At 36.6% G+C, this 22,005-nt stretch carries 17 protein-coding genes; 7 read left to right on the forward strand and 10 right to left on the reverse strand.

Annotated features, from left to right (window positions below):
- Nucleotides 1–538: 538 nt before the first annotated feature.
- A complete protein-coding gene (locus E4T88_RS12905; RefSeq protein WP_135106067.1) occupies nucleotides 539–1,030 on the forward strand; it encodes a helix-turn-helix domain-containing protein in 492 nt (163 codons plus the stop codon).
- Nucleotides 1,031–1,275: 245 nt separating this feature from the next.
- On the opposite strand, the gene tnaA is transcribed toward E4T88_RS12905, so the two are convergent.
- A complete protein-coding gene (tnaA, locus tag E4T88_RS12910) occupies nucleotides 1,276–2,652 on the reverse strand; it encodes a tryptophanase TnaA (protein WP_135106068.1) in 1,377 nt (458 codons plus the stop codon).
- A 295-nt stretch (nucleotides 2,653–2,947) separates the two neighbouring features.
- Between tnaA and E4T88_RS12915 the strand changes: the two genes are divergently transcribed.
- The 3 genes from E4T88_RS12915 (at nucleotide 2,948) to E4T88_RS12925 (ending at nucleotide 5,741) form a co-directional block, all read left to right on the forward strand.
- Entirely contained in the window at nucleotides 2,948–3,730 is a 783-nt protein-coding gene (locus tag E4T88_RS12915) for a dihydroorotate dehydrogenase electron transfer subunit (protein WP_135106070.1), read from the forward strand.
- Nucleotides 3,718–4,629, forward strand: coding sequence for a dihydroorotate dehydrogenase (locus E4T88_RS12920; protein WP_135106072.1), 912 nt, complete (start codon nucleotides 3,718–3,720; stop codon nucleotides 4,627–4,629). Before E4T88_RS12915 ends, E4T88_RS12920 begins: the two co-directional genes overlap by 13 nt.
- A gap of 74 nt (nucleotides 4,630–4,703) precedes the next feature.
- Nucleotides 4,704–5,741, forward strand: coding sequence for a glycosyltransferase (locus E4T88_RS12925; RefSeq protein WP_135106074.1), 1,038 nt, complete (start codon nucleotides 4,704–4,706; stop codon nucleotides 5,739–5,741).
- A gap of 80 nt (nucleotides 5,742–5,821) precedes the next feature.
- Here the strand turns inward: E4T88_RS12925 and E4T88_RS12930 are convergent, their stop codons facing one another.
- From E4T88_RS12930 to ilvD, 8 genes are all read right to left on the reverse strand, one after another.
- Nucleotides 5,822–6,385: a 30S ribosomal protein S16 gene (locus E4T88_RS12930; protein WP_135106075.1), complete on the reverse strand. Its 564-nt coding sequence runs from the start codon at nucleotides 6,383–6,385 to the stop codon at nucleotides 5,822–5,824.
- Nucleotides 6,386–6,507: 122 nt separating this feature from the next.
- Nucleotides 6,508–7,476 carry an alpha/beta hydrolase gene (locus E4T88_RS12935; RefSeq protein WP_135106077.1) on the reverse strand — a complete coding sequence of 323 codons (969 nt, stop codon included), beginning with the start codon at nucleotides 7,474–7,476 and terminating at the stop codon, nucleotides 6,508–6,510.
- 107 nt (nucleotides 7,477–7,583) lie between these two features.
- Nucleotides 7,584–8,201 (reverse strand): hypothetical protein, encoded by a 618-nt coding sequence (locus tag E4T88_RS12940; RefSeq protein ID WP_135106079.1) that lies wholly within the window; start codon nucleotides 8,199–8,201, stop codon nucleotides 7,584–7,586.
- A gap of 135 nt (nucleotides 8,202–8,336) precedes the next feature.
- Nucleotides 8,337–9,383 (reverse strand): ketol-acid reductoisomerase, encoded by a 1,047-nt coding sequence (gene ilvC / locus E4T88_RS12945; protein WP_135106081.1) that lies wholly within the window; start codon nucleotides 9,381–9,383, stop codon nucleotides 8,337–8,339.
- A 31-nt stretch (nucleotides 9,384–9,414) separates the two neighbouring features.
- Complete coding sequence (locus tag E4T88_RS12950; protein WP_135106083.1) at nucleotides 9,415–10,158, reverse strand: acyl-[acyl-carrier-protein] thioesterase; 744 nt, start codon at nucleotides 10,156–10,158, stop codon at nucleotides 9,415–9,417.
- Between the two features lie 24 nt (nucleotides 10,159–10,182).
- On the reverse strand, nucleotides 10,183–10,740 hold the full coding sequence (gene ilvN, locus E4T88_RS12955) for an acetolactate synthase small subunit (RefSeq protein WP_135106084.1): 558 nt from the start codon (nucleotides 10,738–10,740) through the stop codon (nucleotides 10,183–10,185).
- A gap of 68 nt (nucleotides 10,741–10,808) precedes the next feature.
- The gene (gene ilvB / locus E4T88_RS12960; protein WP_135106086.1) at nucleotides 10,809–12,512 is read right to left on the reverse strand and encodes a biosynthetic-type acetolactate synthase large subunit; all 1,704 of its coding nucleotides are present in this window, start codon (nucleotides 12,510–12,512) and stop codon (nucleotides 10,809–10,811) included.
- A 26-nt stretch (nucleotides 12,513–12,538) separates the two neighbouring features.
- A complete protein-coding gene (gene ilvD / locus E4T88_RS12965) occupies nucleotides 12,539–14,368 on the reverse strand; it encodes a dihydroxy-acid dehydratase (RefSeq protein ID WP_135106088.1) in 1,830 nt (609 codons plus the stop codon).
- 724 nt (nucleotides 14,369–15,092) lie between these two features.
- Between ilvD and mfd the strand changes: the two genes are divergently transcribed.
- Nucleotides 15,093–18,296, forward strand: a complete 3,204-nt coding sequence (mfd, locus tag E4T88_RS12970) for a transcription-repair coupling factor (protein WP_228093928.1) — start codon at nucleotides 15,093–15,095, stop codon at nucleotides 18,294–18,296.
- A 56-nt stretch (nucleotides 18,297–18,352) separates the two neighbouring features.
- Here mfd and E4T88_RS12975 read toward each other — a convergent pair whose 3' ends face one another.
- Entirely contained in the window at nucleotides 18,353–18,955 is a 603-nt protein-coding gene (locus E4T88_RS12975; RefSeq protein ID WP_135106092.1) for a SagB/ThcOx family dehydrogenase, read from the reverse strand.
- 200 nt (nucleotides 18,956–19,155) lie between these two features.
- On the opposite strand from E4T88_RS12975, the gene E4T88_RS12980 reads away from it, so the two are divergent.
- On the forward strand, nucleotides 19,156–20,397 hold the full coding sequence (locus E4T88_RS12980) for a lipoprotein N-acyltransferase Lnb domain-containing protein (RefSeq protein ID WP_135106094.1): 1,242 nt from the start codon (nucleotides 19,156–19,158) through the stop codon (nucleotides 20,395–20,397).
- On the forward strand, nucleotides 20,394–21,992 hold the full coding sequence (locus E4T88_RS12985; RefSeq protein ID WP_135106096.1) for an alkaline phosphatase family protein: 1,599 nt from the start codon (nucleotides 20,394–20,396) through the stop codon (nucleotides 21,990–21,992). The genes E4T88_RS12980 and E4T88_RS12985 overlap by 4 nt, the downstream gene beginning before the upstream one ends.
- Nucleotides 21,993–22,005 lie beyond the last annotated feature (13 nt).

Consider the following 22,005-nt stretch of genomic DNA (forward strand, 5'->3'; position numbering starts at 1 on the left):
CGATATGATTGTATCATTTTAATAAAGATGTATTTCATAATGTATTTCTTTCTTGTAACATTTGTGAATCGCAGGGTTGTTTACAAATGTTTCAGAGCTTATCAAAGCTAATATTGTAACATCTGATTACAAAAATTTTCAAATGTAGTAATGTTTACATTTGAATATAACTTATCTATAGATCATTTAATAAACAATTGTAAAATATTAAAATCCTTAAATAAATATATCATAATATTATATATATCAGATAATTATTTAAATAAAATAAAGTAATAATTTAGATATATTAGCTATAATTCATTATATACAATAATACAGCCTCTAAATAGGGTATTTTATTAATTTATTTACATACTAATTAGTTTATTATATATTTATTATGAAGTGTTTATTTATGCTATATTCAATTGTATACACATATACATAAAACAAAAGTATATCATTGTATCCAAATGTAATTTACAAATATAAACTAAAACATTTTCCATTTGTAAAATATAAAGTTTACATTTGTGTTCTGATAATATACAAAAATATGAAGGATAGAATCAAGCTTATAATGGATAATGAGCACTTAACGCCATCAGCTTTTGCAGATAAGTTGCAATTAGGACGTGCTGTTATATCTCATATACTGAATGGACGTAATAATCCTAGTTTGGATGTTGTATCTCGTATACTATCAAAAATGGATTATATCGATTCGGATTGGTTATTAACCGGAAATGGTAAAATGTATAAAACCGATAATAGAGAAAAATCGCATATCGCTACATCAACTATACCGGTGAATTCTAATCTTCAGCCCGATTTATTCTCTCTGAATGAAATATCTCAGCTATCCGATAAACCTGAACCAGAATATCGCAAGGAAATAATAGTTGAGAAGCCTCAAAAATTAGAAGAAGACATTGTAAAACAATCTGTTATATATCAAAAAGCACCTGAGCGGAAAGTAACTAAAATAATTATATATTATTCGGATAATACTTTCGAAACATTTAATGCTGATAACAAGCCATTATAAATATCTACTTTTCTATTTATTCGATACAGTATTTTTAATGTAATAGATTAGTATACATATGTTTATACTTAATAAATAACAAAAATGGCACTTTTATTACTTATTACTAATGTAACTTCTTATATATTCAAAAATATATCAAAGAACACTTTTGTATAAGATAAAATTCTCCATAAAAAATAAAAAACCTCTCGAATTCTTATATTCCGAGAGGTTTCTTTGTCTTGTATACTATAATTATATTCCTATTTTACCCTTTTAAGTTCGACTGTAAAATGTCTTAATAAATCAGCTTCCCAAGTAATCGTTAGTCCTTTTGTAATCGATTCTCTACGATCGAATATATTCTTTAAGGCTACTGCTATTACATTCATATGATTGTCTGTATAAACACGCCGTGGTATGGCTAACCGTAGTAAATCGAGCCCATCGAAACGATTTTTCCGGGTTACAGGGTCTCGGTCTGCTAATAGATAACCGATCTCACAACCTCTGATACCCGCTTCAAGATATAATTCTACAGCTAATGTTTGTGCCGGAAACTCTTCTTTAGGTATGTTTGGCAATACTTTCGACGCATCTACAAAGATTGCATGTCCTCCTGCCGGACGTTGATATGGGATATTATATTCATCAAGCTTCTTACCAAGATATTCAACTTGTTTTATTCTGCTTTCGAGACTATCAAACTCTGTATTTTCATCCAACCCTATAGCCAAAGCATTCATATCACGTCCACTCATACCTCCATAAGTAATATATCCCTCATAGGCAATTCCTTTTATTTTGGCTACATCATACCATTCTTTCAGGTTTGTAGCAAAGAATCCTCCCATATTAACAATAGCATCTTTCTTCGCGCTCATGGTCATAGCATCGGCATATGAGAACATTTCGTCGCAGATCTCTTTTATTGTCTTGTTTTCGTAACCTTTCTCTCGTTTCTTGATAAAATATGCATTCTCTGCAAATCTGGCTGAGTCAAATATTACTTTTTTAGCATATTTATTTGCGATCATACGTGTTTCCTGCAAATTCTGCATAGATACAGGTTGTCCACCTGCCGTATTATTTGTTATGGTTATAATAATAAAGGGTGTACGATCTCCATACTTTTTCAGTGCTTCTTCAAGTTTTTTGATATCAACATTCCCTTTGAATGGAATTTCAAGTTGAGTGTCTTTAGCATCATCTATCGTACAATCTAACGCAATGGCCTTTCTGGATTCTATATGACCTTTTGTTGTATCGAAATGCGAATTACCCGGGCATACGTCTCCTTCTTTGATTAGACAAGAAAATAAAACATTCTCAGCAGCACGTCCCTGATGTGTAGGCAGAACATATTCAAATCCTGTAATATGCGTTATCATATCTTTCATTTTGTAATATGAAGACGCTCCGGCATAGCTCTCGTCTCCAACCATCATGCCAGCCCATTGCCTGTCACTCATAGCCCCTGTTCCAGAGTCTGTTATCAGGTCTATATACACTTGTTCCGATCTTAACTTAAACATATTGTATTTAGCATTTTTCAGCCATTGTTCACGTTCTTCCCGTGTGCTTTTATGGATAGGTTCGATCATTTTGATCTTCCAAGGTTCGGCAAAAGGCAATTCCATAATTATTTATGTTTAGATGTATGTTAGACAAATGCTTGATATAGATAATCACTATGAATAAAAGAAGAACAGATTATAAACCTCTTATTTCAAAATGATATTTTAATAGTAATAATGATGTGTTTTTGGAATGTTTTCATACAGTATATACTTGTGTTGGTGTGATATGTTTGACATAAAGGTAGTAAAACTTGTGAATAAATTAAAGTCTTTCCTAATTTTATTATAAAGTCAAACTTTATTAACTTTGTACTCGAAATAATTCAGGAAATATTTATCTCTAAATAATAGGTTAATGAAAAAAATGATGGATTTAGTTGTTACTCAAAATGAGCAACTAAACCAAAACTATAGCCTCATTAAGCTCACCACAACAGATAAAACTCCCTTAATCGAAATGCATCCCGGGCAATTTGTAGAAGTGAGAGTTGATGGATCTCCATCAACCTATCTTAGACGCCCTATTTCGGTAAACTTTGTGGATAAGCAAAAAAACGAATTATGGCTACTCGTTCAGGCTGTAGGTGATGGAACCAAGAAAATGTGTGAGTACAAACAGGGTGATATTGTAAACCTTCTATTACCGTTAGGTAATACATTTACAGTTCCTACTTCGAATCCGGAGCAAGAACTTCTTCTTATTGGCGGAGGTGTAGGTACTGCTCCTATGTTATTCCTTGGCGCACGTCTCAGGGAAGCAGGCTATAAACCTAAATTTCTTTTAGGTGCAAGATCAAAAAATGATTTACTCCAATTGGATGATTTCAGAAAATATGGAGAACTGTATTGTACCACCGAAGACGGAAGTTTCGGAGAAAAAGGGTATGTAACGGATCACTCTGTATTAAAAAATACTCAAATATCTAAAATTTATACCTGTGGTCCTAAGCCTATGATGGTGGCTGTAGCCAAATATGCCAATATAAATAAAATAGAGTGTGAAGTATCACTCGAAAACCTTATGGCATGCGGGTTTGGAGTCTGTTTATGCTGTGTGGAGAAGACGCGCGAAGGGAATGTCTGTGTGTGTACAGAGGGACCCGTATTTAATATAGAAAATTTGACATGGATAAACTAAAAATAAATATAGGAAACCTGCATTTAAAGAACCCGGTAATGACAGCATCCGGTACTTTCGGGTATGGAAAGGAATATTCTGACTTTATGGACTTGGGGCGAATTGGTGGTATTTTTGTAAAAGGAACTACTATTCGCGAAAGGCAGGGGAACGATTATCCTCGTATGGCAGAAACTCCATCAGGAATGCTTAATGCTGTGGGACTGCAAAATAAAGGCGTAGATTACTTTGTTTCAAATATATACCCTGAGATAAAAGACTTTGATACAAACATTATTGTGAATGTTTCGGGATCAACTATAGAAGATTATGTAGAATGTTCTCAAAAGTTGGTAGCTCTCGAAAAAATACCTGCTATTGAACTTAATATTTCCTGTCCAAATGTAAAAGAAGGGGGGATGGCATTCGGTACTTCTGCTTGTTCGGCTGCTGATGTAACAAAAGCTGTACGTGAAGTATGGAACAAAACCCTTATTGTAAAGCTATCTCCTAATGTAACTGATATAACAGAAATCGCAAAAGCTGTAGAGGGTGAAGGTGCTGATGCTGTTTCACTGATCAATACATTGCTAGGGATGGCTGTAGATATAAATAAGAGACGTCCGGTGTTATCTACTGTTACAGGAGGATTATCCGGCCCGTGTGTGAAGCCTATTGCCCTTAGAATGGTTTGGCAGACTTACAATGCTGTAAAAATTCCCGTGATAGGTATGGGAGGAATATCATCGTGGCAAGATGCCATTGAATTTATCCTTGCAGGCTCTTCTGCTATACAGATAGGAACACACAACTTTATTGACCCTACAATTTCTGTAAAGGTTGTAGATGGAATAAAAGAATATCTGGATAAGAATAATATAAATTCCATAACAGACCTTATAGGAGCTTTGCAAGTATAATCTGATTGTTGGTATATTTCTAATTTAAGATTAGATAGTTATATAAACTTTGTAAAATGAATTAACATAAATCTATGAAAAAGGTTTTTATATCCAGAAACTATAAAGGAATAGAGAGTGCTGGTGGAAAAGCAAAAACAGATGTAGAGTTAATTTTACAAGGCATTGGGTTTAAGAATATAGGATGGAAACAAAGTTCGAGCAACAATAAAATCATTGATTTTGTTTTAAATATCACAGGGATACTAAAAGCGGTAATACGAATGCCATCTAAAGGTATTTTATTTCTTCAGTATCCGATGAAAAAATATTATGCATTCATTTGTGGTATTGCTCATTTGAAAGACACTAAAATCATTACACTTATCCACGATTTAGGAACTTTTAGAAGACAGAAGCTTACTGTAGATAAAGAAATTACGCTCCTAAATAATTCCGATTACATTATAGCCTTAAATAAGAGTATGGCGAAATGGTTGGAAGAGAATAATTACAAAGGACAGACTGTGACTCTTGATATTTGGGATTATCTGTCAAAATACAAAAATACCTCAAGTTTTAGATCCAATGATGACCAAAACTATGTTGTTAATTATGCAGGAGGGCTTAGTCGACGTAAAAATTTATTCTTATACGAATTTAGTAAGCATGTAGATTCATTTATTTTCAATCTTTATGGTACAGGTTTCGAGCCTACAGAACAGGAATTAAAGAATCCTTACTTTATTTATAAAGGTTTTGTTCAGAGTGATGATCTGATCAGTAGTATCACGGGTGATTTTGGACTGGTTTGGGATGGTGATTCTATTGATACTTGTTCCGGTAGTTTTGGTTCTTATCTACAATTTAATAATCCTCACAAAGTATCATTATATATTCGTTGTCATTTGCCTGTAATTATTTGGAATCAAGCAGCTATGGCACCATTTGTTTTAGAACATGAGGTTGGTTTTTCGATAAATTCATTGTCGGAAATAAAGACACGCTTATTGTCTCTTACAAAAGAGGAATATAATGAGATGAAGCGAAATACAATAAAACTCAGCTTACAGATAGAGTCAGGTTACTATATTAAGCAAGCAATGAATAAAATAAAGTTGGATGAAAAATAATATACTCTCATAATATCTATCTCTTATAAAAAAAGAAAAGGCATCCAATCGGATGCCTTTTTTATGCTGTTTAAAACAAATTATTCAGCACTTTTCTCTTCTGCAGGAGCTTCTGTTTCAGCAGTAGGTGTTTCTACTACTTCTTCACTTGCTTCAGCTTCTGCTTCTGCCTGTGCTGCATTTTCTTCTGCTTTCTTTTGAGCTACAGCTTCAGCTTTTGCTTTGTTTGCTGCTTTTTCAGCGTCTAAACGAGCTTTTGCGTCTGCCTGAGCTTTTGTTTGGTTCTTGTTGATAGCTGCTTGAGTACCTTTTTCTTTTTCAGCTTTCCATGCTTCAAATTTACTTTCCGCATCAGCTTCAGTAAATGCACCTTTAGCAACACCACCAAGTAAGTGTTTCTTTAATAAAACACCTTCTTCAGAAAGGATGTTACGAGTAGTGTCGGTAGGTTGAGCACCAACTTGTAACCAGTACAAAGCCCTGTCGAAATTTATAGTTATCGTAGCAGGATTGGTATTAGGATTATAAGAACCAACCTTTTCAATAAATTTTCCATCACGTGGAGCTCTGCTATCTGCAATGACGATGTGGTAAAAAGGATAACCTTTACGTCCTCGTCTTTGTAAACGGATCTTTGTAGCCATTTCTTTCTAGTTAATTTTAATTATACATAATTGTTATTAGCGGGTGCAAAGATAAGAATAAGTTTTTGTTATACAATAAAAATGATATAGAGTTATTTATTCTCCTACTAACTATATAAGGGTTATTCTAAATATTTTTTAAGCATAGCTGCCGTGAATATTATCATATTTCTGGTCGAAGGTAGATCTGCATAACCATTCAATAGACCCCAATCATGAATTACTCCGTTAAATCTTACTGTAGTAACATCAACTCCGGCTTCATCAAGCTTGCGCCCTAATTCTTCTCCGGCATCTCTCAATATATCATTTTCGGCAACTTCGATGAGTGTAGGAGGCAATCCTTTCAATTGGTTGATTGTAGCACGTACAGGGGATACATAAATATCATCGTGTTGCGTTCTGTCTGATAAGTAGTTATCTCTCATCCAAATCATTAAAGATTTAGTTAGGAATCTTTCTTCTCCATATTTTTTGAATGATTCGGTGTTTATACCAGCGTCTGAATATGGCCATAATAGAATCTGACATTTAATATCCGGTCCTTTATTTTCCTTTGCCTTCAGACAAGTCCCGATAGTCATATTTCCTCCTGCACTATTTCCTACAATAGCTAACCTTTTTCCATCTATATTTATTTCATCGCCATGTTCTGCAACCCACTTTGTGGCAGCATAACATTCATTCAATGCTATTGGATATTTAGCTTCGGGCGAACGGCTATATTCAATAAAGACACAAGCATATCCTGATTCAACGACTAAGTCGCGAACCAGGCGTTTATGAGTTTGATAATCTCCAAGAACCCAGCCTCCACCATGTATAAAGATAAATACAGGAAGTTTCCCTTTAGCTTTCTCTGGCCGTACAATATATAGTTTTATATCATGTTCATCGACTAATATTACTTTTTCTGTTTCCTCAATACCACTAACATCTACTTTTATTGCAGCTTGAGTATCGACCAATACATTGCGTGCATCGAATACAGGTAATGATTCAACAGGTTTTCCACCAGAATTCAAAACCTTCAGATACTCTTTGGTTTCTTTACTCAAATGTGGGTCTTTTAAAAAATCCGAGGTATTCATAATCTTAAAAATTTAATTATTATCAATTACTAACCTCTTTTTTAACGGCTTCTTATTAACTGTTGTTTTCTCAAATATTGATAAATAACATTTTATATACTGATTTTTTATTTTTTTACAATAGTTACTTTTGCAGAAACTGTATTCAAAAACTCTTTTTCTTCTTCTATATTTAGAGCGAAGCTGACAAGTGAATATCTCCGTTCAGTTATAGGCTTATCTATTTCTGTTTCTTTTGTAATGAATATCCCTTTACTTCCTTCAAGTTCTATTTTACAGTTATATATTCCTTTTTCGAGGATGATAAAATAGGCATCTACTACAGCTTTAGACTTGATTTTACCTAAATAATCGAGACTTACACCCGTGCAAATATTTGCATTATATGAAATAGGATCATAATATTGTCCGGTAGCTCCTTTATCCAGACCTTCTACTGTCTGAACCAAGGTACGACCCATCACCGAAGCTACTTTTTCGGCATGCTCATTCATTTGTCTGTCTAGGCTTTTTCCGATACCATCAGCAAGTTTTCCTGCTGCATCTGTTGCTTTTTCACCAACTCGGGCACCGTGTTCGTCTACAGCCTCGGCAACACCTTCTATAGCATTTATACCGGTTTCTGTAACTTTTTTTGTTGCTTGTTTTACACAGCCCGAACAGGAACTAAGGGTTGTTATAATAGCAGAAAGGATAATAAGTGATAAAATCGTTAATTTTCTCATGTGGTTAAAATATGTGTTAAGCTTAATAATAAATCGTAAAAAACAAAGATAGAGAATTTGGATTAGATAGACTAATAAATAAAAAGAGGCTGAATAAAAACAGCCTCTTCATACGTATAATATTGAAATCAATAATTAGTTATTTTCTGGTCTCAACTTTCTCACAACTGCTCCTGTACGCCACATTTCGCTTTCACGAAGAGCTTTTAGTTCTTCTTCTAGTTTTTCACGATAGTCAGGTTTAGAGTTAGTATCGATAGAGCGTTGTGCTTCATTACCGTTTGCTACTTCTGAATATAATTTGGCAAATACAGGTTTTGTTGCATCATGGAAAGGTACCATCCAGTCTAGCGCACCACGTTGTGCTGTAGTAGAACAATTTGCATACATCCAGTCCATTCCTTTTTCTGCAAATAGAGGCATCAAAGATTGAGTAAGCTCTTCTACAGTTTCGTTAAATGCTTCGGATGGTGAGTGACCGTTTTCACGTAATACTTCATATTGAGCAAGCAGGATACCTTGTATAGCACCCATCAATGTACCACGCTCTCCTGTAAGGTCAGAATATACCTCACGTTTGAAATCTGTTTCAAACAAATATCCCGAACCAACGCCAATACCCAGAGATACAGTTCTTTCGAATGCACGACCTGTAGCATCCTGGAAGATAGCATAGCTTGAATTCAAACCGCGACCTTCGAGGAACATGCGACGAAGACTTGTTCCTGAACCTTTTGGAGCAACAAGAATTACATCGATGTCGGCAGGAGGTACAATTCCTGTACGTTCTTTATATGTAATACCAAACCCATGAGAAAAGTAAAGAGCTTTTCCGGCAGTCAGATAAGGCTTAAGACGTGGCCACACTTCTATCTGAGCAGCATCAGACAATAGATATTGTATGATAGTACCTTTGGCTGCAGCTTCTTCGATATCAAATAATGTTTCGCCCGGAACCCATCCGTCTGCTATTGCTTTTTCCCATGTTTTGCCACCTTTTCTTTGTCCTACGATTACGTTAAACCCATTATCTCTAAGGTTTAATGCTTGTCCCGGACCTTGTACGCCATAACCGATAACAGCAATGGTTTCATTTTTTAATACTTCTCTTGCTTTTTCCAAAGGGAATTCTTCACGGGTAACTACTTTTTCTACTACCCCGCCAAAGTTCATTTCTGCCATAATTTGTTTTTATTAAATAAAATATTTAGGTTCAAAATTGTTTCCATATAATATGGGTCGAGCATACACTCGTTTCTCCGTCTTTCATTTCTAAAATAAAATTAGAATCTTCTTCTTCTCTTTTCAATATATCCAACTTGGAGCCGTAGCGCCCTTCGGATATATAATTTATCTCAATCCGTCTGATTTCTTTATCCTTGAACATATCTATATCAAACACATCTACAAAATGTTCGATATACTTCATACTGTTCAGGTGTTTATTGATATCCACATCGCTATATTTTATAATAAACTCATCCGCTTTTTCATAATCATCCTTCAACGCTGAGATTTTGCTCAAACCTTGTATCGGACATTCTTTTTCCGTATAGATATAATCAGACAACCCATCCAGCTCTGTCAGATTGGTCGGTTTACGAGTTTTAAGATCTATTGAAGCCCATAGTGATCTCGCATAGCCCATTGTTTTTCCGTCAGAGTCTTCGAAAGCAAAATGACGCTCTGTGAACAACCTGTTTACACTAACAATCCATGTCTTGATTATCATGTTAGTATCGTTTTTCGGATATTCGAACAGCTCGATTGCCATTCGAGACAAAACCCAGACTCGTTGCTGAGAAGTCATTGATGAGTATCCAAACCCACGTTCATCGGCATGCTTTGTTGCTGCTTGTAGCATAAAACCTCCAATCATGGGCAAAGTGGCTCTGCCTCTGAAATCGGTTAAGTATGCATCGATCGTAAATTCGTATCTTCCTATAGGAGCAAACATTAAATATAGTTTTGAATGGATATATTAATTTGTGTCTTGCGATTTATGTCTTTTATCTAACTCCGCTAGCATGTCGCTTAATCTCTCAACTTTCGACTTTGTAATCGCTATCCGACCCGAACGTATAAATTGCAGAACACCAATGCTTTTACTCAGTTCTTCAAATAGATATTGAGTCTCTTTATAGTGTCCTGTTTTTTCCAAAACAACACAGTTTTCATTTATATCGAGAATATGCGCATTGTGTTTGCGGATAAGCTCTTCTACCGATTCTATCTTAAGAAAATCGGGAGTAGATAGTTTATAGAGAGCGATTTCTTGATGAATAAGCTCTTCATCGGTATTGTAATACGCTTTCAGTACATCTACTCGCTTATCTATCTGAAGTACAACCTTTTTTACAACATCTTCGTCACAAAAAACAGTGATGGTAAACTTATGTATACCTTCTAAGGCTGAAGCAGAAACAGATAGAGTCTCAATATTCAATTGACGACGAACGAATACACTGGTTACCTGACTCAACAGACCAACGGTATTCTCTGAAAATATAGTTATCGTATATAATGTTTTATCTTGCATAAGATTTATTTTTACAACTGTAATATTAGACAGTTTCAAATTTAACGAATCTCATCAATATAATGAACTTATTCGTTCCCTAATAATATATTTGTAACGCAAGTACCGGCAGGAACCATCGGGTAAACCATGCCTTTAACCTCTACCTGTACGTCTAGCAAATAAGCGCCTTTGTGATCCAGCATTTCTTTTATTGCTCCGTCCAGTTCATTGCGGTCGTCCACCTTCTTTGCCGGAATATTATATGCTTCAGCTATTTTCACAAAATCAGGATTATTCATCCGGGTTTCAGAATATCTTTCATCAAAGAATAATTCTTGCCACTGGCGTACCATTCCCAAGAAGTGGTTGTTCAATATAATGATTTTAACGTCAACGTTATACTGCATGATCGTACCTAACTCTTGTATGGTCATCTGGATACCTCCATCGCCAACAAAAAGGCATACTGTACGATCCGGTGTGCCGTATTTTGCGCCTATCGCAGCAGGTAATCCAAAGCCCATTGTGCCCAGCCCTCCTGATGTAACCACACTACGGCTTTGGTTGTACTTGAAGTAGCGCACAGCCATCATCTGATGTTGACCTACATCCGTAACCAATACAGCATCGTGGTTTGTAGCTTCGGATACTTTATTGATAACTTCACCCATCTTCAACTGTCCCGATGTAGGGTATAGTTCGCTATCTATGACAACGTCGTACTCTCTTTGGTAACATGCTTTAAACTCTCCAAGCCATTCGCTATGCGTGGCAGGAGTTAGTAATTCTGTCACCTTTGGTAACGTATCCTTGACATCTCCGAGTACACGTGCTGTAACAGATACATTCTTGTTTATTTCAGCTTTATCGATATCAAAGTGGATTACTTTTGCCTGTTTTGCGTACGTCTTAAGATCTCCCGTTACACGGTCGTCGAAACGCATGCCAATACCAATAAGTACATCACATTCATTTGTTTTCTGATTAGGACCAACATTGCCATGCATACCTAGCATTCCAATCTGTAAAGGATGGTCGGAGGGTATGGCAGATAGTCCCAATACCGTAGATGCCGCAGGAATGCCAGCCTTTTCGAGAAAAGCAAGCAATTCTTTTTCTGCTCCGCCCAAAATAACACCCTGTCCCACAAGTGCTAGAGGTTTTTTTGCACTGTTTATTATTTGGGCAGCTACTTCCATTTCTGATAGTTTTACTTCGGGTTTAGGCTGATAGCTACGGATAAAATCAACTTTTTTGTATTCCGATTTATCCATTTGCCCAAACTGAGCATCTTTGGTTATATCCAGAACTACCGGTCCGGGTCTTCCTGTTGACGCTATATAGAATGCCCTAGCTACTGCCGATGGGATATCTTCGGCTCTGCGAATCTGATATGCCCATTTGCACACAGGCTGTGTAATGCCTACTACATCAGCTTCCTGAAAGGCATCACTTCCTAGTAAGGAAGAAGCAACCTGTCCGGATATAACAACTATAGGTGTGCTATCTATCATTGCATCGGCAATTCCTGTTACCGTATTGGTTGCACCGGGGCCCGAGGTTACCAGCGCAACGCCAACTTTACCCGAAGTGCGAGCAAACCCTTGAGCAGCATGCGTAGCACCTTGTTCGTGACGAACAAGAATATGATTTATTTTATCTTTATAATGATATAAACTGTCAAATACGGGCATTATGGCTCCGCCCGGATACCCGAATATGGTATCTACACCTTCACTCAACAAAGATTGAATAAGGGCTTCACTTCCTGTAATTTTATTTTTATCCATGATATTTGTCTCTATTTTGTGCTGTATTATTCAATGATTCTTATTCCACCTAAATCAGCCGAACTAACCATACTTGCATAGGCTCGTAATGCTTTGGATACCGTACGATTACGATTTGGTTTGAATGCATCTTTACCTTTGGCAAGCTCCTCTTGTCGGCGAGCTTCCAGTTCTACATCGGATATACGTACATCGATAGAACGGTTAGGAATATCTATATCTATAATATCTCCATCTTTAACCAAGCCAATAGCGCCACCTGATGCAGCTTCGGGAGAAACGTGACCGATAGAAAGACCTGATGTTCCGCCCGAGAAGCGTCCGTCTGTAATAAGGGCGCATTCTTTACCCAGGTGCTTAGATTTGATATATGATGTAGGGTAGAGCATTTCCTGCATACCCGGTCCTCCTTTAGGTCCTTCGTATGTGATGACAACAACATCTCCGGCTTGTACATCGCCTTTCAATATTCCTTCACATGCCGCATCCTGAGAGTGAAAAACTTTGGCTGTTCCCGAAAACTTGAATATACTTTCATCTACACCCGCAGTTTTTACAACACATCCATTCAGGGCGATGTTACCTTTCAATATAGCCAATCCTCCGTCTTTGGTATATGCATGCTCCATACTGCGGATACAGCCGTTTTCTCTGTCGGTATCGAGAGTAGGGTAGCTGCTGTTTTGAGAGCCCATTACAAGATTAAACTTATTTCCGGGCGCTGATTTATATAAATCCTCGGCGGCTTTTTCTGGATTAGCTTTTGTTATATCATATTTCTCTATAGCTTCTGCAAGAGAAAGTCCATCGATTCGTGAAACGGCAGTATTAATCAACCCACCTTTATTCAATTCGTTCAAAATACCAAGTATACCTCCTGCACGGTTGACATCTTGTATATGATATTTTTGAGTATTCGGAGCTACTTTGCACAAACATGGTGTTTTGCGCGACAGTTTGTCTATATCGTCCATTGTGAAGTCTACTTCGCCTTCTTGTGCTATAGCTAACAGGTGAAGGATCGTATTTGTAGAACCTCCCATCGCTATATCTAATGTCATAGCATTCAGAAAAGCCGTTTTGGTAGCTATATTTCTGGGAAGTACCGATTCGTCACCGTCTCTGTAATAACGATAAGCATTATTTACAATCTGCTTTGCAGCATCTTGGAATAATTTAGATCGGTTTGCATGAGTGGCAACGATTGTTCCATTGCCCGGTAATGCAAGTCCTATGGCTTCGTTCAGACAGTTCATCGAGTTAGCGGTAAACATGCCCGAACAAGATCCGCATGTAGGGCATGCCGCACGTTCTATGGCGTTTACTTCTTTATCGGAAACGGTATCATCCGCAGCTTTTATCATCGCATCTATCAGGTCGAGGTGTTTATTGTCAAGCTCTCCTGCTTCCATTGGTCCTCCGGATACAAATACAGTTGGGATGTTTAATCTCATCGCTGCCATCAGCATACCGGGAGTGATCTTATCACAATTGCTGATACATACCATTGCATCTGCTTTGTGAGCATTCACCATATATTCTACACTATCTGCAATCAAATCTCGTGATGGAAGAGAGTATAACATTCCATCGTGTCCCATGGCAATACCATCGTCTATAGCTATGGTATTAAATTCGGCAGCAAAGCATCCCAAAGCTTCAATTTCTGCTTTTACTTTCTGACCTATATCATGAAGGTGTACGTGTCCCGGGACAAATTGAGTAAATGAATTGACGATAGCAATGAGAGGTTTTCCCATTTGTTCTTCTTTCATGCCATTGGCTCTCCATAGGGCTCTGGCCCCGGCCATACGCCGTCCTTGTGTACTAGTCGAACTTCTTAATTCAAATCCCATAATTATACATACAGTTAAAAAAAAACCTTTCCCATTGAATGAGAAAGGCCTATGTTAATTTCCTTATTATATACTTAACTTCATATACATACCTTTCTCATTTATTCTGACCGACGAGGAGAATATCAATGAGACTGAGGATATGTAAAAAGCAATTTGTCATTATTTCGCTATAAAAGTGATCACAAAGTTATAAACTTTTTTTTAAAAACAAATTTTATCCCATTTTTTTTAAGTTGACTAGGAAACTAGTCATTAAATATCTCTTAATGGATTGGCTTCAGCACTTGTAATTGATGTTACAATATTCGTGTAAAATTGTCTAATGGTAGAGGTTTTCGAGTGTGTATAAAGTGACAGTATAAAACCTCTATAAAAAGTGTCACTTTTGTCACCTTTTGTTTGTATATTGTTGATATGCAGTATGTTGTGTTTTATGGGTTTTGTAACTTTTTGAGAGTAATATTTACATTGAATTGGTATGTGGTACTAAATGTCTCGGATTGATAAAATTTATATATTATATCCATATTATAAACACGTTGCAAATACAACACAACAATAATTTTATTAATTTTGCATCCCAATTAAATTTTTTACAGTGCTAAAATTATCCATACTACAACAGATTTTTGAGACTCACAAAAATATACCCGCAATAATAGATTTATTGTCTAAGCATAAAAATATCTATGTTAAAGGTTTGCAGGGTTCGTCAGCGTCTATGTTTGCTACAGCTTTGTTTCATAAGACAGATAGCTGCTATTTGTTTGTGCTAAACGACTTAGAAAGTGCGGGGTATTTTTATCACGACTTGAATCAGATTTTAGACTCGGATAAAGTTTTATTTTTTCCTTCAGCATACAAACGGGCGATAAAGTACGGACAGATAGATGCTGCCAATGAAATCCTCCGTACTGAGGTGATGGGACAGTTGCAGGTGGAAGATAAAAACCTCATAATCGTAACATATCCGGAAGCTTTAGCCGAAAAGGCTGTAGCTAAAGATATACTGAAAAAGAATACGATACAGATGTCGGTGGATGAAGAGATCGATCGTAATTTCGTATCTGAGATGTTGGATAGTTTTGGATTTGAATACGTTGACTATGTGTATGAGCCGGGACAATATGCTATCAGGGGAAGTATTCTGGACGTTTTTTCTTTTTCGAGCGAATATCCTTATCGTATCGACTTTTTTGGTGATGAAGTGAGTACAATACGAACTTTTGATATCGAAACACAGTTGTCGAAAGAGAAATTAAACCAGATACAGATTATCCCTGACATGCAAAAGTCGAATATGGATCGGGAGTCATTGTTAAAGTTGATTCCGAAGGATACGGTTATTGCATTTAAGGATTTTGTATGGGCTAGCGACAAAGTAGAGAGTGTATATAATGATTCTACTATTCTGGATAATCCTGAATATGAGAAAGATTTACAAAATAAGCTAACCTTAAGAGGTGAATATGATGCATTGGTTAAGGGATTCAAGCATATTCATTTCGGGAACAAAATACAGGCAGAAGCTGTTGTCGAATTCAAAACAGATATACAACCTTCGTTTCATAAAAACTTTGACCTGATCAGTGAGACTCTTCACAAGTATCTAGATAAAGATTATACTATATATATATTAAGTGACAGTGAGAAACAACAGAAACGGCTAAAGTCTATTTTTGAAGACAGGGGAGATAATATCAATTTTACACCTGTGGAGAGGACTCTATCAGAAGGGTTTATTGACGAAACTTTAAAAATCTGCTGTTTTACCGATCATCAGATTTTTGACCGTTATCATAAATATAATCTTAAATCCGATAGGGTACGTTCAGGGAAGTTTGCTCTTTCTTTAAAGGAACTTCAACAGTTTCAGATAGGAGATTATATCGTACATATCGATCATGGTGTAGGGCAATTTGGTGGGCTTGTAAGATCTGATATGAATGGGAAGATGCAGGAGTTGATAAAACTCATTTATTTGAATAATGACGTAATATTTGTTTCCCTGCACTCTTTACATAAAATATCGAAGTATAGAGGGAAAGAAGGCGAGCCGCCACGTATCAATAAATTAGGTACAGGGGCATGGAATAAGATTAAGGAGAAAACTAAAAATAAAGTAAAGGATATTGCCCGCGACCTGATACAGCTATACGCCAAACGCCGGCAAGAAGAAGGATTTAGTTTCGCTCCCGATTCTTTTCTACAACATGAGCTCGAAGCCTCATTTATTTATGAAGATACCCCCGATCAGGTAAAAGCAACTGCGGATGTCAAACTTGATATGGAGAACAGCAAACCGATGGATCGCTTAATTTGCGGCGATGTTGGGTTTGGAAAAACAGAAGTATCTATCCGGGCTGCATTTAAGGCCGTAACAGATAATAAGCAAGTTGCAGTATTGGTTCCTACAACAGTTTTAGCCTATCAGCACTATCAAACATTTAAAGAGAGGCTTAAAGACTTTCCTTGCCGTGTAGAATATATCAGTAGGGCACGGTCGGCAGGACAAATTAAAGAGGTTCTAAACGATCTAAAAGAAGGAAAAGTTGATATACTGATTGGTACGCATCGCATTGTTGGTAAAGATATTCAGTTTAAAGATTTAGGCTTGCTTATAATAGACGAAGAGCAAAAGTTTGGTGTTGCTGTAAAAGAGAAATTGAAGCAAATGAAGTCTAATGTGGATACTTTAACGATGACAGCTACGCCTATTCCACGTACATTGCAGTTTTCGTTAATGGGGGCAAGAGACTTGTCTGCAATAACAACGCCTCCGCCCAACAGGTACCCGATACAGACTGAAGTACACACATTCGATCCGTTGATTATTCGTGAAGCTATAGAGTTTGAAATGAGCCGTAACGGGCAGGTATTCTTTATCAATAACAGGATAAAGAATATACATGAACTTGAAGATCTAATAAAGAGAGAGGTTCCTGATGCACGCATTGCTGTTGGTCATGGACAAATGGATCCCGCCAAGCTGGAATCGATTATTATAGACTTTGTAAATCAAGAATACGACGTATTGATAGCAACTTCAATTGTAGAGTCCGGTATTGATATTCCTAATGCAAATACGATAATAATAAACAATGCTCAGAATTTTGGTTTGAGCGATCTGCACCAATTGCGTGGACGTGTTGGGCGAAGCAATAAGAAGGCTTTTGCATATCTATTAGCACCTCCGTTGCATACCTTGACTCCTGAGGCTAGAAGACGATTGCAAGCAATTGAGAACTTCTCGGAACTGGGTCATGGATTCCACATTGCTATGCAGGATTTGGATATTCGTGGAGCCGGAAATCTGCTTGGAGCAGAACAGAGTGGTTTTATCGCAGATTTAGGATATGAAGTTTATCAGAAAATATTGACGGAAGCAGTCAATGAGCTCAAAAACGATGAGTTTGCAGAGCTCTATCATGAGGCTGATGAAGATAATAAGATTTCGGGAGAAAACTTTGTTGATGATGTTCAGATAGAAAGTGATCTTGAACTTTTGTTCCCAGCTCTTTATATACCAAATGATTCGGAACGTATTACACTCTATCGAGAGCTCGATAATATGGAGAAAGAGTCGGATATAATGCAATTTACAGAGCGTCTCGAAGACCGTTTCGGAAAAATTCCACCCGAAGGTCGAGAGTTGATTCTGGTAGTTCGGCTTCGATCTATAGCCAAAACACTGGGTATCGAAAAGGTCGTTTTAAAAAATGGAAGAATGAGTTTATTCTTGGTTACAAATTCGGAGTCACCATACTATCAGTCGAAAGCGTTCGATAAATTACTCAATTACATCCAGAAGTATCCTCGTAAGTGTGAATTGAAAGACAGGAACGGAAGGCGTTCGGTGAGCATACAGAGCATTCCAAATGTGGAAACAGCTTGTATGGTGTTATCGGAAATAAACGGGCTGTAAGCAAAAAAAGAGAAAAGCTTGCGCCTTTCTCTTCTAAGCTTCTGTAAGTATGATGTTTACTTAATGTATCCTACAGGTTGAACGAATGTTATTTCTTGTTTGTCAGTAAGTTTTAATGTATTATGTAGGTCAGGGCGAGTAAATGATCCTCTTGCTACAGAACCTAAACCTACTGAAGCACAATACAAGTATACATTCTGAGCAATAAACCCACTGTCGATAAATCCGGCTTCGCGGTTAGATGCTTTATCCATATTTGCCACATAGATTAGAGTCAATGAGGCATTCTCCGAAATGTTGGGCTGTCCGAGTGCTTTTCTGAAATCGCCTTTCTCTTTCATCTTTAGTACATTGTCTTTCGCATCATAAATATATATACCTGAGCTCAGCATTACATATACATCAACTTCCTGACGGTTTTGGGACGAAGGAACTGTCCGTTTATCTTCTCTGTTGAAACCATAAGCAGCCCAAAGAAGATCGGATAGGGTTTGGGCCGGCATTTCTTTATATTCGAATGATCTATGAGACTGACGTTCATTCAGCACCTCCATCAAGGGTTTTCCTCCTGTTTTGGTTGGAGAAACTAATTGTATATCCTGGGCAGAGACACAATTTATTAAACAAAATAACGCAATGGCTAATAAACCTTTTTTCATAATTGTAACCTAATTTTATAATTAACAGAAACAAAAATATAGAATTATATTCGTTTATAAACTCTTGTTTTTGAATTAAGTTCTTTGTGTAACTCTTGTTTTTAAGTAAAATTCACAACTTGAAATAAAATATATATACTTATAAATAAATTCTATCGCTTATTGTTTTATATTTGTGAATAAAATCCGCTAATAATACAATGCGAAACCTATTCTTTATTGTTTTTTTGATCATAGCATCCTTTTCGCAGGGAATACGGTCACAGCAGAATACATTCCGGTCGCCCATAACTCTTAGTGATACAGCTCAAATAAGTTTACTGACTAGCTCCGCATGGGAAAAAGAGATCTATGCTTTGTTTGGGCATACGGCTATTCGGGTTTGTGATACAACACAACATTTAGATGTAGTGTTCAACTACGGCTTATTTGACTTCAATAGCGATAATTTCATATATAGGTTTGTCAAGGGAGAAACTTATTATATGGTTGGCTCTATACCTTTCAAGTATTACATAGAAGAGTATGGACAAAGAGGTGTAGGAGTTACCGAGCAGGTTTATAATTTGACCTTGAAAGAAAAGCAAGAGATATTTGATGCTTTAGCTCAAAACTCTAGTCCCGAAAATAGGGAATATCTTTATAACTTCTTCTATGATAACTGTGCAACTCGACCTCGTGATATCGTAGAGAAATATGTACAGGGAGAAATAGAATACACTCCAACTGATAAGCAACAAACATACAGAGACCTAGTGTGGGAGTGCGTTGGAATACAGCCATGGACTAAATTCGGTATAGATATCATAATTGGAGCAGATGCTGATAAGGTAATCACAGACAAACAAAAGGATTTTTTACCGGCTTATTTGATGAAAGCCAACGAAGGGGCTCACATTAGAAATACAGATGGGACATACCGAAACTTCATTTTAAAAGAGCAGCAACTTTTGACGCCACAAGAATTAGTTTCATCAGAAAGTCACATACAACCACTGTATGCCGGTTATATTTTGTTGTTGATTACTATACTCTTGTCTTTCTTAGTCTATAAAAAAAGGTGGTTTACATTAGGGCGAATTTATGATACACTATTGTTTATTGTAGCAGGAATTGGAGGGTGTGTAATTTTCTTTTTGATGTTCTTTTCCATTCATCCATGTGTTAATCCAAACTGGAATATAGTGTGGTTAAATCCGCTTCAATTAATCGTTGCTTGTTTATTCTTTGTAAAATCACTTTCAAAATTCATAAGTTGTTATCATTTTATTAACTTTGTAGCACTTTTGGCTTTTCTTTTGGCATGGTGTTTGATACCACAACAATTAGAGATAGCCTTTATCCCATTCATCTTATCGTTATGTATAAGGTCGGGGATGAATATTTTACAACTTAAAAAGTTAAAGAAAAGAGCTGATTATAGCTTGCCTAGGCGAAAATGATAAGAATACTAACCTCTTTAGTTGCAGTATTAACCATAACATCTGTTCAGGCACAGACTTCTGTTCACGAGGTGCCGAAGTTGGTGATTGGAATAACTATTGATCAGTTGAGAGGTGATTATCTAGAACTCTTTCAAGGTTCATTTTCTGAAAGGGGCTTCAAACGTCTCTTGAATGAAGGATTGGTATATCAGAATATAAAATTTGATTTCCCTAATTTAGACGATGCTTCTGCAATTGCTACTATATACACTGGTGCTTCACCTTTTTATCATGGTATCGTAGGTAATAAAAAGTACATTGTAGCTAAGAAGCAAGAGGTCTCGACATTTACAGATGAAGCTTTCTTAGGTAACTATACACAGGATAAAGTTTCTCCTTTGGCTATCAAAACCTCTACTATAACAGATGAGTTGAAGGTTGCATCGCAAGGAAAATCTGACGTATACTCTTTTGCTCCTCAAATAGTTCAAGCTTTGATATCATCCGGCAAAAGAGGCAATTCTGCTTTCTGGATAGATGACTATACCGGCAAATGGGCTTCAACTACTTATTATAAGGATTTTTATTGGTCCGTAGATCAGGATAATCGTAGTACAACAAACTTTGCATCTAAGGTTTGGAGTATGTATTGGCGTCCTTCTAAGGAAGTTAGTACATATAAGGCTTTTCCTTACGAGCAAAGCGAATCGTCTTTCCAGCACTTTCTTGGAGGAGATAAGCAGACTTATGTTTTAGCGAAACAAATTCCTGCTGTCAATGAGAATGTGCGATCTTCGGCTATGACTCTGCTTTCTAAAGCAGAATTAGGAAAACGCACTAATCCTGACTTTTTGTCTTTGACATTTTATGCAGGGAACTTTCCCGGAGTTTCCGATTATTCATACGAGATACAAGATATTTATAGCTGCCTTGACAAGGAGATAGAAAAGTTGTTAGACGAGGTCGAAAAGACTGTTGGTCTTAAAAATACGTTGATCTTTGTCACTTCTACCGGATATTACAATTCGTCGGAACATACAACGTCTACAGCTTTATCAAATTCAAATATCCCAGAAAATAAGTTCTATGTCAATCGTTGCGAAGCATTGCTGAATATGTACTTAATGGCTATATACGGCAGAGATGGGCAATGGGTTGATAAATTCTATAAAGGACAGGTTTATCTGAACAGGGAACTGATAAAGAGTAAAAATATATCATTACAAGAAATACAGGAAAAAGCGGCAGAGTTTGTTTCTGAATTTACCGGCGTGCAAGAAGTATATACTTCATATCAAATACAGCACGGTCAGTGGAATCCTGTAATGGAATATTACAAGAATGGCTATACTAAAGAGAACTCTGGCGATCTATTTGTCGAATTACAGCCCGGCTATAAAATCGTAAACGAGCAAGATGCTTCATTTAAGGAAAAGCAGACTCGTAATAATGCGATTGTGAGCCCTGTAATTTTCTTTGGCAATAATATTAAGCCCGCCAGAATAAGAAGGACGATTAAAGCTACAGAAATAGCTCCTTCGGTAACATATATAATGCGTATAAGATCTCCCAATGGAGCAAAAGAAGAGCCTTTACCGGAGTTAATTTGGTAGTACAATAAAACAA

The sequence above is a fragment of the Dysgonomonas mossii genome, assembly GCF_004569505.1.
Lineage (GTDB): Bacteria > Bacteroidota > Bacteroidia > Bacteroidales > Dysgonomonadaceae > Dysgonomonas.